The organism is Eubacterium callanderi (assembly GCF_900142645.1).
GTDB classification, from domain to species: Bacteria; Bacillota; Clostridia; order Eubacteriales; family Eubacteriaceae; genus Eubacterium; species Eubacterium callanderi.
This window is the reverse complement of record NZ_FRBP01000002.1, coordinates 1-12,314: the sequence shown is the minus strand read 5'-3', so window position 1 is coordinate 12,314 and position 12,314 is coordinate 1. Positions and strand designations below refer to the sequence as shown.

13 protein-coding genes are annotated in these 12,314 nt (G+C 44.0%); 10 read left to right on the top strand and 3 right to left on the bottom strand.

Annotation, left to right across the window (positions count from 1 at the left end; genetic code table 11):
• Positions 1-50 precede the first annotated feature (50 nt).
• Positions 51-1,532 carry an NADP-dependent glyceraldehyde-3-phosphate dehydrogenase gene (locus BUC22_RS02225; protein ID WP_013379835.1) on the top strand — a complete coding sequence of 494 codons (1,482 nt, stop codon included), beginning with the start codon at positions 51-53 and terminating at the stop codon, positions 1,530-1,532.
• Between the two features lie 273 nt (positions 1,533-1,805).
• Complete coding sequence (locus BUC22_RS21655; RefSeq protein ID WP_013379836.1) at positions 1,806-1,973, top strand: hypothetical protein; 168 nt, start codon at positions 1,806-1,808, stop codon at positions 1,971-1,973.
• Between the two features lie 49 nt (positions 1,974-2,022).
• Here BUC22_RS21655 and BUC22_RS02220 read toward each other — a convergent pair whose 3' ends face one another.
• A complete protein-coding gene (locus BUC22_RS02220) occupies positions 2,023-3,219 on the bottom strand; it encodes an aminotransferase class III-fold pyridoxal phosphate-dependent enzyme (protein WP_013379837.1) in 1,197 nt (398 codons plus the stop codon).
• Positions 3,220-3,358: 139 nt separating this feature from the next.
• Positions 3,359-3,574 (bottom strand): DUF1858 domain-containing protein, encoded by a 216-nt coding sequence (locus BUC22_RS02215; protein ID WP_013379838.1) that lies wholly within the window; start codon positions 3,572-3,574, stop codon positions 3,359-3,361.
• A 169-nt stretch (positions 3,575-3,743) separates the two neighbouring features.
• On the opposite strand from BUC22_RS02215, the gene BUC22_RS02210 reads away from it, so the two are divergent.
• The 6 genes from BUC22_RS02210 to BUC22_RS02185 all read left to right on the top strand — a co-directional run bounded on the left by BUC22_RS02210 (position 3,744) and on the right by BUC22_RS02185 (position 9,589).
• Positions 3,744-4,019, top strand: coding sequence for an HPr family phosphocarrier protein (locus tag BUC22_RS02210; protein ID WP_041690139.1), 276 nt, complete (start codon positions 3,744-3,746; stop codon positions 4,017-4,019).
• A 107-nt stretch (positions 4,020-4,126) separates the two neighbouring features.
• Positions 4,127-4,882, top strand: coding sequence for an adenosylcobinamide-GDP ribazoletransferase (cobS, locus tag BUC22_RS02205; RefSeq protein WP_073382204.1), 756 nt, complete (start codon positions 4,127-4,129; stop codon positions 4,880-4,882).
• Between the two features lie 5 nt (positions 4,883-4,887).
• Positions 4,888-6,792 (top strand): YgiQ family radical SAM protein, encoded by a 1,905-nt coding sequence (locus tag BUC22_RS02200; protein WP_238054320.1) that lies wholly within the window; start codon positions 4,888-4,890, stop codon positions 6,790-6,792.
• Entirely contained in the window at positions 6,758-7,144 is a 387-nt protein-coding gene (locus tag BUC22_RS02195; RefSeq protein ID WP_013379842.1) for a metal-dependent transcriptional regulator, read from the top strand. Before BUC22_RS02200 ends, BUC22_RS02195 begins: the two co-directional genes overlap by 35 nt.
• Positions 7,145-7,243: 99 nt before the next feature.
• Complete coding sequence (gene rlmD, locus BUC22_RS02190) at positions 7,244-8,587, top strand: 23S rRNA (uracil(1939)-C(5))-methyltransferase RlmD (RefSeq protein ID WP_073382199.1); 1,344 nt, start codon at positions 7,244-7,246, stop codon at positions 8,585-8,587.
• A 246-nt stretch (positions 8,588-8,833) separates the two neighbouring features.
• A complete protein-coding gene (locus BUC22_RS02185) occupies positions 8,834-9,589 on the top strand; it encodes a hypothetical protein (RefSeq protein WP_073382196.1) in 756 nt (251 codons plus the stop codon).
• A 102-nt stretch (positions 9,590-9,691) separates the two neighbouring features.
• On the opposite strand, the gene BUC22_RS21650 is transcribed toward BUC22_RS02185, so the two are convergent.
• The gene (locus tag BUC22_RS21650) at positions 9,692-9,850 is read right to left on the bottom strand and encodes a hypothetical protein (RefSeq protein WP_159435601.1); all 159 of its coding nucleotides are present in this window, start codon (positions 9,848-9,850) and stop codon (positions 9,692-9,694) included.
• A gap of 76 nt (positions 9,851-9,926) precedes the next feature.
• Here BUC22_RS21650 and tnpA point away from each other — a divergent pair, with 76 nt between their 5' ends.
• Both tnpA and BUC22_RS02175 read left to right on the top strand, forming a co-directional pair.
• A complete protein-coding gene (gene tnpA, locus BUC22_RS02180) occupies positions 9,927-10,388 on the top strand; it encodes an IS200/IS605 family transposase (RefSeq protein ID WP_073382194.1) in 462 nt (153 codons plus the stop codon).
• Positions 10,389-10,896: 508 nt separating this feature from the next.
• Positions 10,897-12,174 (top strand): IS110 family RNA-guided transposase, encoded by a 1,278-nt coding sequence (locus BUC22_RS02175; protein ID WP_073382191.1) that lies wholly within the window; start codon positions 10,897-10,899, stop codon positions 12,172-12,174.
• Positions 12,175-12,314 lie beyond the last annotated feature (140 nt).

The following is a 12,314-nucleotide window of genomic DNA, read 5'->3' as shown; positions in this document are numbered from 1 at the left end:
TCTCCAAAAGGGTATCTTATAGAGAGAAATACCGAAAGGAGAGAGCAAGCATGTTTTTTGACAGAATTTTTGATATAAATGATAAGAAAGAACGCGTTTATAAGCGCTACCTGAATGGAGAATGGATAGACGGAAATGATGAGGGGCAGACCCTTGCCATTAAATCGCCCATTGACGGTTCTCTGGTGGGCCGGATACCGGCTATGAGCAGAGAAGAGGTGGATGAGGCCATTGCCAGCACAAAGGACAGCCTTCAGGCATGGGCCGAAATGCCCATCTATGAACGGGCTGAAATTTTCTATGCCGCCGCGGATCTTTTTGAAAAGCATCTGGACGAGATGGCAGAGGTTCTGGTGCAGGAGGTCGCAAAGGATCTGGCCTCAGCCCGCTCCGAGATCGAGCGCACCGCGGACTTTTTAAGATATACCGCCGACGTGGGAAAGAGCATGGCCGGCGAAGCCATCAGTGGCGATAATTTTCCAGGCGGCACCCGCAACAAAATCTCCTATGTGACCAGGGTTCCCCTGGGCACGGTTCTGGCCATCTCACCCTTTAACTATCCGGTTAACCTGGCCATGTCAAAAATCGCACCGGCACTCATCGGCGGCAATACCGTGATTTTAAAGCCCGCAACCCAGGGAGCCATCAGCTCACTGCATTTGGTGGAAATCCTCAACCGGGCTGGCCTGCCAACCGGCGTGCTGAATACCGTAACCGGCCGGGGAAGTGAAATCGGCGATTATGTGGTCACACACAAGGGGATTAACTTTATCAACTTTACAGGAAGCACCGAGGTGGGACGCCATATCTCAAAAATATCCGAGATGGTGCCATTGCTTCTGGAACTGGGCGGCAAGGACGCCGCTGTGGTTTTGCCCGACGCAGACCTGGATTTTGCGGCCAATAATATTGTGTCCGGTGCCTTTTCCTACTCAGGACAGCGCTGCACCGCGGTAAAACGGATTCTCGTACAGGAGGAAGTGGCAGACGCCCTGGCTGAAAAGCTGAAAGCCCGTGTCGAAAAGCTGAACGTTGGTGATCCCTGGAAGAACGCTGCGGTGGTTCCGCTTATTGACGATAAGTCAGCGGATTTTGTCCAGGGGTTGGTGGATGACGCACTGAACAAGGGGGCGGAACTCCTGACAGGGAATAAACGCGAGAAAAACCTGTTTTATCCAACGCTTTTAGACCATGTGACCAAAGATATGGAAATCGCATGGGAAGAGCCCTTTGGCCCTGTTTTGCCCATTATTCGGATAAAGAGCGTGGAGGAAGCCATCGAGATCGCCAACGCCTCAGAATACGGCCTTCAGTCCTCTGTTTTTACCAATAATATCAATCAGGCCTTCTATATTGCCAACCACCTGGAGGTGGGGACCGTACAGATTAATAATAAAACCGAGCGTGGCCCCGACCATTTCCCGTTTTTAGGTGTAAAAGCCTCAGGAATGGGTACCCAGGGAGTAAAATATTCCATCGAAGCCATGACCCGGCCAAAGGCCATGGTAGTCAATATCCAGAAGATTGATTAAGGAATAAACAAAAAAATATCATTTAATATTGAAATTTTACCCGGATTTTGCTATAATAGCCTCAAGCAAAGCATACCAACGGAAGAATGCCCCAGGCAGACTGCTCCACCGCAACTGTGAAAGTCAGATACGTGTTTTGCCAGTTTCGCGTGGAAGCATCAAAGAGGCAAATTTTGAAGAACCTCCACCGAAAACAGGTGGAGGTTCTTTTTTTAGCCCTCCGGCGGGCCGGAGCCGGACTGTGAAAATATGAGATGATAGCAGGAGGTAAACATGGATTTTTACAAGGTAGTGACGGCCAATGACCGCAAGTCATTTGAAAAGCAGTTGAATGAAGCCCATGAGGAGGGCTACCATATCAATAAGGACGGCATACAGGTCAACACCAACGGGGTGGGCCTGAACCTGATCTATACGGCAGTCATGTGCCGGAAGTCCTGAGCGGGGGTAAAATGAAGCGAGCCCGGCACAATTTTGTGCCGGGCTCTGATTATGCGGGCTGGTTGAAAAAGCGTTTGAAGTTTTCAACAATCTCATCAATGTTTTTTTCAGTGAGGATGAGCGGCGGGTAGATCATCACAAACTGCGGAACCGCCGCGAATTTTTTTACAAGAATCCCCTTTTCCTTCATAAACTGCACAAAGCTGTCTGCGACCGCTTCCTTTTTAAAATCAATGAACAAAATCAAGCCTTTCCCTTTAATGCTGAATTTTCGGCCGCAGTTGGCCTCAAGGGCCCGCAGCTTACCCTGGAACCGGGTGCCCAGCGCCTGGATTTTTTTAGACAGGTTTGAGGATTCCATAAAGCTGAGGACAACCTTCAGCATGATATAGTTGGGCACGTCCTCCAGAACAACCCGGGATTCCTGAATGGCGAAAAGCTTGTTGATCCGCTTTGTCATGGATACAAAGTGGACGGTGCGGTGGTTGTACAGGCTGCCGTTGTAGATAAGGACATCGGGCTGGATGTCATAGAGCTTATAGGAAAAAATCGGCCCGGTCCGGTAAAAACCGGCTGTGGAATCATCCCAGATAATGGGAATATTAAACTTAGCAAGCAGGTCCAGGATCGGCTCCAGCAGGTCTTTTTTTGCGATGGAGGCGTCACTTGTGACAATGGGGTTGATGATACAGCCCGCCAAAGCGCTCCGGTGTTTTTTGAGAATGAGTTTGATGGTTTTGAGCTCAGGAAACACCGTGTTTTTGATGCCGTCAATATTGACCTTTGGATCATCGGCGATGAGCTCCTCGAATGAATAAATCTGGTCGGCAAATTCCTCAGGGAAAACACCTGGAAGCTTTTCAAGGCAGAGAAATTCCGTCTTGCCGCGCTTGGAGGACAGAGCCTTGAGCAGGCGTGGGTAGGAGTTTTCAGAGTTGAAATAGGTTACAGCCAGCTTTTTAGGCAAATGCGGCTTGAGCTGCGCGTCCAGGTCACCAAGGAGCGCCTCCAGATCCACAGGCTTATTTTCCCTTTGATAATCCTTAACCATAGCGTTGATATCCCGGTTAATGGTGGGGTTATTATAACCGCAGCTCCAGAGCAGACTGTCTGTATAAAAGCTGAGGTACATATTTTCATCGGTGTCGGTCAGAGTTTGAAGGCTTCCCTTGGAAATATCAACAATCCCGTCGAAGGAATCCGTCAATTCCTCATTAAACATTTTTTTGGTTTCGTTTTTACTCATGTTTACCTCCCTCTAAATAGAACTAACCTTATTTTCCCTTAAAACTAAGAAAATGACAAGTGATTTTAATAAATTCCGGGATAACCTGAAATAAAAAAGCAACGTCCTTAAAAGAACGTCGCTTTTCTTAAGAATTTAATTATTTGGTTGCATCAACAGCGTTTAACGCGTCGTTAATGGAACGGACCATTGCTTCCGGATCAATGCCGTGGGCGAGACAGCCCTGTTCAATATTTTCAAAGCGGGCAGCCATGCAGCCAAAGCAGTGCATTCCGTATGCCTGGAAAACCGGCACAGAATCAGGATATTTTTCAACGGCCTCTAAGATGCCCATATCTTTTGTTACTTTATCCATATTGTTCACCTCCAAATGGTTATTATAATCAAACTATACCCTTATTATATAGTTTGAAAAAGATTTTGGCAAGAGTATAAAGAAAAAAGAAAGGCAATTACTTGAAAAAAATAAGAGGCCGTTGTATAATATATACGATAGGGGAATTTTCTATAAAGGGGTGTATAATGTGATAACCGACAAAGTAGTGGTACAAAACCGTGCTGGACTCCATGCAAAACCAGCATCTCTGTTTGTACAAACGGCCAATAAGTTCAAGAGCGAAATTTACATCAGTAAAGGCTCAACACGTGTAAACGCTAAAAGCATTATGGGTGTAATGATTTTAGCTGTTCAAAAGGGCGATGAGATCGTAATCGAAGCCTCGGGCGATGATGAAAAGCTCGCGGTCGAAAAGTTAATAGAACTCATTAATAATAAATTCGATCTGCCCGATGAATCTTAACAAAATGTAAACTGAGAAAAGTATGGATGGGTTCATTCATACTTTTCTTTTGTTCACGCGGCATTTACCGCGCCTTTTTACGATCTTATGACAACAAAGGAGTTTTTATGCGCAAAATACTGATCGCCATTTCCTTTTTTACCCGCTTTCCCATAAAGCTGAAGGATGTGAGCGAGGAAGAATTTTATGATTCAATGATTTTTATGCCGCTCGTGGGCCTTCTGGTTGGGGCGATCCTGTTCGCGGTCTCCTGGGTATTATCCTATATTCATGTCATCCAGTTGCAGGCCCTCTTTACCATGATCGTCTATATCTGGATTACCGGCGGTCTGCATCTCGACGGCTTTGCCGATACAGTGGACGCCCTGTTCTCGGCCAGGGATCACGCGAAAATGATGGAGATTATGAAGGACAGCCGCCTGGGTTCCTTTGGAGCCATCGGCCTGATCCTGCTGTTTCTGACCATCTGGTCCTGCTATACAGTTATCCTGCCGGAAAACCTGCTGATTCTGATCCTTATGCCAGTTATCGGCCGATACTGCGCCATACAGACCTGCTGCTTCTCAACCTACGCCGAGGGCGGCGGCGGACTGGGACGCCGGATTGTCGAGATGACCAAGCCCTGGCATGTGCTGCTCTATCTGGTGCTGATCCTGCCCTTTGCCTGGTTTGCCATTGGGCCGGTGGCCTTCTTTGCAGCGCTGGGAACCATAGTCATCAATTTAGGCCTCATGCTCTATTTACAGCATAAAATCGGCGGCATTACCGGCGATACCATCGGCCTGACCATTGAACTGACCCAGACGATTTTCCTGGTGGTTCTGGCAGTTATTCAGGCGAATTGGATGCTTCTGGCAGCGTGATGGCTATGAAAAACCAATGCTTACCAACCAATCGGCAGGAAATGCGTGACCGCGGATGGGCAGAGGTTGACTTTGCCCTGGTTACGGGGGACGGCTATGTGGATCATCCCTCCTTTGGGGCGGCGGTGATTTCCCGGGTTTTGGAAAGCCATGGCTACCGGGTGGGCATTATCGCCCAGCCCGACTGGCACAGCACCGGGGATTTCGAGGTCTTTGGCCGCCCGCGCCTGGGGTTTATGGTGACAGCCGGGAACCTCGATTCCATGGTCAGCCACTATACCGTCAATAAAAAGAGGCGGAAAAAAGATGTGTATACGCCGGGAGGTGTTGCCGGCCGGCGGCCAGACCGGGCCACCATTGTCTACTGCGGTAAAATACGCGAAGCCTACAAGGATATTCCGTTGATTATCGGCGGGATTGAAGCCAGCCTGCGGCGTTTTGCCCATTATGACTACTGGCAGAATAAGGTGCGGCGCTCAATTCTGTTTGACAGCCGGGCCGATCTTCTGGTCTACGGCATGGGCGAAAAAGCCATTGTCGAGATTGCGGACAGCCTTAATGCCGGCATTCCAATATCTGAATTAAACTACATTAAAGGTACAGCCTGTATCATTAAAGAAATGCTTTCGGATTGTGTGGAATTGCCAGGCTGCGAAGCGGTGACCGCGGATAAAAAGACTTATGCCGAAGCGGCAAAAGTCATTCATGGGAGCAACGATCCCTTTAACCCAAGGCCTTTTATCCAGCCGACCGGCAACCGGTACCTGTGCCAGAATCCGCCGCAGATGCCGCTGACCGAGGCAGAGATGGATGAAATCTATGGACTGCCCTATACCTTTCGCCAGTGCGAAAGCGCGCTGGGAGACGGCGCGATTCCGGGAATTGAGGAAATAAAATTCAGTATTACAGCCAACAGGGGCTGTTTTGGGAATTGTCATTTCTGTGCCCTTGCCATTCATCAGGGGCGGTATATCCAAAAGCGGAGCAAGGCCTCCATTGTGGCCGAAGCAAAACGCATGATTAAAGATCCGGATTTTAAGGGCTATATCCACGATATCGGCGGCCCAACCGCTAATTTCAGAAATCCGGCCTGCGAAAAACAGAAAACAAAGGGCGTCTGCCCGCACAGGGAGTGCCTGTTTCCCAAGCCCTGTGAGAATCTGGACACGGACGAAAGTGAATACCTGGAGGTGCTGCGGGCAGTAAGGCAGCTGCCGGGCGTCAAGAAGGTGTTTGTCCGCTCCGGCATTCGTTACGATTTTCTCCTGAAGGATAAAAATAAAAGCTTTTTTAAAGAGCTGGTGAAATACCACGTCAGCGGACAGCTGCGGGTAGCGCCAGAGCATGTGGCGGGGTCTGTGCTCCGCAGCATGGGAAAACCGGACTTTTCGGTTTATGAACGTTTTTACCGGGAATTTGTCCAGTATGATAAACAGTTCAAGACCAATCAATTTGTGGTTCCTTATTTTATAACCGGCCACCCGGGCTGCACCCTGAGCGATGCCATCACCCTGAGTGAGTATATCCGGGACCACGGCGCTGTGCCCGAGCAGGTGCAGGATTTTTATCCGACGCCGGGCAGTATTGCCACAGCCATGTATTATACAGGCTATAATCCCTTTACCATGGAGTCCATGCATATTCCAAAGGACAGGGAAAAGCTGATGCAGCGCGCACTGATCCAGTATAATCGGCCGGAGAACTACAAGCTGGTTCATGAGGCTTTGATAAAGGCCGGCCGGAGAGACCTGATCGGCAGCCACAAAGAGGCGCTGATCCCCGAAAAACCCCGCGGCGTAAAAATGGTCGGGGGAAAGGCCCCAGAGAAAAAGCCGGGAACCAGAGGTAAAAATAAAAGAAAAAATGGTGGTAAAAATGGAAATGGAAAAAAAACTAACCGAATCAATTGAAGACTATATTGAAACCATATATTTGGATTTTTCACAGGATAACCGGGGCGTCCGCATCACCGACCTTGCCCAGGCCATGGGGGTGAGCAAGGCCAGCGCCAACGACGCCGTCAAAAAGCTGAAATCCCTGGGCTATGTAGAGCATGAACGCTATGGCCAGATCTATCTGACCGACAGCGGCGAAGCCATGGGCATCAAAATCTATGAAAAACACTGCATTATTACCAAGTTTTTAAACCAGGTTCTGGATGTCAGCCCCAAGGTGGCAGAAAACGACGCCTGCTGTATTGAACATATCATCAGCGATGAAACCTTTGAAAAAATGAAAGCCTATCTGAAGGATAACGAATAAAAAAGACCGTGCCGTTCACCGAGAGCGGCGCGGTTTTTTATATGACAGACCAGGCGTTTTCTGTTACAATAATCCTAACCGAGAAAGGAAAAGAAACCATTGAAGATAAAAGAGAGAATCACCATCGTGTTAGAGGATATTACCCACAGCGGCGAGGGCGTTGGCCGGGTCGACAATATGATCGTATTTGTGGACGGCGGCGTGCCCGGAGACACGGTGGAAATTGAGATAACAGCCATCAAGAAGACCTATATGACCGGAAAGATTTTAAAATTGATTATCCCCTCCGGGACACGGCAGGAGCCTCCGTGTCCTTATTTTGGGCGCTGTGGCGGCTGCCAGCTCCTGCAGGTGCAGTACGATGCCCAGCTTGCCATCAAGCGTAAAATCGTCACCGACGCACTGGAAAGAATCGGCGGGATTAAGGACGTCCCGGTAAACGCCGTGATCGGCATGGAGACGCCATACCGCTACCGCAATAAAGCCCAGTTTAAAATCAGCGGTAAAGGCGTGGGCTTTTTCGCCAAGCGAAGCCATCAGATCGTCCCCATCGAAGACTGCCTGACCCAGCCCGAAAGCTGTGTACAGGTCATTGAAACCTTTAACGCGCTGCTGAAAGATGGCTGCTTTGAGCTTTACGACGAGCAACAGCATACAGGCTTTCTGAGAGGAATTATCCAGAGAACCAACGAGCAGGGCGAAAATATGATTGTGATCGTGGGAAACGGAAAAAAACTCAAGCATAAAGACAAAATTCTTCAGGCCATTACCGAGAGAATTCCAGAGGTGCGCTCCGTCTACCTGAATGTCAATACTACCAGAGGGAACGCCGTGCTGGGCAGAGAAAACCACCTGCTGCTGGGCACACCGCAGATTGAGGAGCGCATTGGCGACCTGAGCTTTCTAATCTCGCCCAATTCTTTTTTCCAGGTCAATACCCGCCAGACAAAGGTGCTGTATGATCTGGTGAAAAGGATGGCCACCTTAACCGGCGCCGAAACACTTTTCGACCTTTATTGCGGCACAGGCACCATCGGCCTGTACCTGGCCCGCGAAGCCGCCCGGGTCTATGGCATCGAGATCGTGGAAAACGCCGTCCTCGACGCCCAGGAGAACGCCGAGCGCAACCAGATCAAAAATATCCGCTTTATCCAGGGAAAATCCGAAACAGAAGCCCCAAAACTGGCAGAAGAAGGCGTCCATCCCGATGTCATTGTCCTCGACCCGCCCAGAAAAGGCTGCGACCCCGCGCTCCTGGAAATGATCGAAAATCTGTCCGTCCCCAAAGTCGTCTACGTTTCCTGCAACCCCTCAACCCTGGCCCGCGACCTGAAAATTCTGCGTGAGTATGGGTATCAGGTGCAGGAAGTTCAGCCAGTGGATTTGTTTCCTGGGACGGGGCATGTGGAGACGGTCTGTTTGATGTCAAGAGTTAAGGACTAAACAGTACAGAAAAGGCTTGAAATCAAGGGATTTCGATAAATCGCTCTATTTTTGAAGGATTGTCGGAATTCCTTGATTAGACCGTTTGACAACAGTTCTGACCACTGGAAATAGGTGTTTGTGGCTATAGAACTACTTTTTGTTCGTGCTGAGACTATAGGAATATTGTCAAAGAGGCTTTTTAGTATATAGAGACAACAGAAATATTGTCATAAAATATGTTTTTATAAACTGGGAGGTAAGGATATGGCAAAATATGCATATAGAGATAAAGATAGAAAAAATATAATTTATTCTGATGAAGCTATAGAAGAAGATAGGGACACTGCGTTTTTTTGCCCTAATCATATGTGTAACGCAAAATTATATATTTGTGCAGTTGATGGGAGTAAAAGTGCCTATTTTAGAGCGACAAAACCGGATTTTAAGCATATTAAGAATTGTCCGTTTGGGAATAGTAGTACAGAGTTTGATTCGAACAAATATGAAGAATCCCAATTTGTTTATGAAGATGCAATAAATAATCTTTTATGCAACACCAAACCATCATCACAAAAAAGCATTCCTTCTGCACATGGGACTGGTGAACCTAGTGCTCATCCACCAAGAACATTAAGACAAATATATTCATTGTGTAAAAGTTTCCCTGTTGGAAACACATATGCAGGTAAAGAAATAGGTTCAATGATATTAGATGACAGGAGCGAATATAGATATCCAAAAGGGTGTTTTGGAAATAAGATAATTGAAACTACTGTAGATGGAAAATTATATGATGATAAGAAGAAAGAAGTTTATTTAGTATCTCCTATTAAAAGTAAAAAATATTCGTTTATATTATCGTTTTCGGATGAAGATAATTATAAAAAGATTCGCTCTGAAATATATAATAATAGAGATAAGATTATAGTTATTGCTGGAAAATGGGAATCATCAGGCGAATATAATAAATTTACTTCAAAAGTGTATGGGAAAAAACAAGTGGCTATTATAAAAAAATAAGATTAATTATAGAAGATAAACAGTCTAAAATCTCATGTTAAGATTATTTTTTTCTCAAAAATAAAGGTTTAAAACTGTATAAAATGATTAAAATGAGGCTAATCAAAATTCCAGCGGGTTTTTCAAAAATTCGTGTGGTTTTGGTTTGCCTGAAATAAAAGGGATTTCATGTAATGGATAATTTACTGGAATCTCTTTTTGTGGGTTTACCACAATAAAACCCCCAGCTATGCTGGGGGAAACAGTAAGCTTTAGCTTCAAGTAAAAAAACTCCTCTCGTGATAAAATAAGTGTAGTCAGCAAACTGCACAATAAAATACGAGAGGAGTTTTACCATATGGATAAAAACAGTTTATCACATACAACATGGAATTGTAAGTACCATGTAGTATTTGCACCAAAATATAGAAGACAAATAATATATGGAAAAATAAAAGAAGATATAGGAAAAATAATAAGAGATTTATTGACAAGAAAAGGAATAAAAATAATAGAAGCAGAACTATGTCCAGATCATATACATATGTTGATAGAAATACCACCAAAATATAGTGTTTCAGAAATAATGGGATATGTAAAAGGAAAAAGTAGTTTAATGATATTTGATAGGCACGCAAATTTAAAATATAAATATGGAAATAGAAATTTTTGGTGTAGAGGATATTTTGTAGATACAGCAGGAAAAAATGCAAAAAAGATACAAGAATATATAAGAAATCAGTTAAAAGAAGATTATACAAAAGATCAAATAAGCATAAAAGAGTATATAGATCCATTTAGTGGGGAAAAGAATAAGTAAGAAGAAATAAAGATGGTGCTTTAGCACCGGTTGAGAAAGTGGTGCAGGAGGCGGACTTTCAGAGTGCACAAGGTGCACAGTAGGTAAAAGCCCCTTATAGGGGCAGTGCAAACCACCAGCTAAGCTGGTGGTTATGATTATAACAAGCTAAAAATTGATAAAAAAAGAAGCAGATCCCGAAGGGCTGCTTCATCAATTTTTTCGTAAGTGTCCGTACACTTACTGTGCTTGCTCATATACTAATAGTATAAGAACAGCTTTAAGCATAGTTCTTAAAAATGAACCTAATCATCTATGATAAAATTATAGATATTAGGGATGAAATGGGATTGTTTTATGTGCTTGCTGGGTTTCCAATCTAGGAATTACTCATTTAATAGACTCCACCCTCATTCCATTGCCTTTCATCTTTTCGGTTGGTTAGGTTCATTTATTGATTACCTGTATAACTCGTGAGCCTGTTGTGGTTTTGGATTAACAGGGCATCCCAAATTATAGGAGGTATATTATGTCAGAAAAAATTGTTGTAGGAATTGATGTGAGTAAGGTTTTCAGTGATATCTGTATTCTATCAACCAATAATGACATCATCAAAAGACTTAAAATTTCTAATGATATTAATGGTATGAAGTCGCTCATATATGTACTTGAAAAGGTAGAAGATGAGTACGAAGACAGAGCAGTAATTATCATGGAAGCTACTGCACACTATCATCAAATTTTAGCTAATTTTTTTCGTAAGCATAATTACGAAGTCATTGTAATTAATCCGATTCAAAGTGGAGCATTGAAAAATATCAATATCCGAAAAATTAAATCAGATAAAACAGATGCATATAATATAGCGTTACTATATCGTATTAAGAATTACAACGAAACAATTACACACTCAGATACCGTTAACAGTATCAAAAAGCTTTGCAGACAGCATAAAGAATTGACTGATGAAATTGTGGAACATATCAACCGATTAATCGCTTTTTTAGATATTTCCTTTCCCGATTTCAAGAAAGTATTTACGGATTTGCAAGGGAAAACACCTTTGTCTTTGCTTGAAAAATATCCTACTATACAAGAAGTATTATCTCCTGAAAATAAGCAAGATATTATTCAACTGATAAAAGAAAATTCACATAAAAGCAGCTCCTATGCCGAAGCAAAATATGAAAAACTATTGAAAGCTGCTAAAAAATCTATTGAAGTTTGTATAGTAAACCTTAGTTCAGCAGTACTTATTCAAACAACTGTAAAGGTTATTTTCAGTTTACAGGAAGCTTTGAAAGCAATCGATGATGAGATCAAAAGACTATCTCTTTTAGATGAAAAGTTTCATAAAGAAATAGTGTTTTTACAAAGTATTCCAGGCGTTGGAGAGTATACAGCATGTGTTGTTTTATCAGAGCTTGGAGATATATCCAATTTCTCGAAACCGAAAGAATTAGTTGCCTTCTTTGGATTGGATCCAGGAGTATCCCAAAGTGGAACATACAATAGGAAAAACAATAAAATCTCTAAAAGAGGATCACCTAATGTTCGCTCAATTCTCCATATGCTGGCAAAATCTAATGTGTATCCAAATCGCAACCGAGAGTATTTAAATCCTGTTATGCGAGCTTATTTCGAAAAGAAAATAGCTGAAAAACCATACAAAGTTGTAATGTGTGCAATTATGCGAAAGATGGTTCAAATTATTTTTGCTGTTCTCAGAAACCAAAAATCATTTGAGTTAAGAACACCCGAAGAACATCAAAAACTAATTCGAGAAAAAAGTAAGCTAGTCGCATAAACTATTAAAAGTGTTGCCTCAAAAAAAGAAAGTGTATGAGGCTTATTTGCTATGCACATTTTTAAGTTTTGTGACTTAAAAATTTTTTAAAAAATTTTTAAAAATAACTATTGACTTCCTTAGTTGGTCTACAAAAGAAT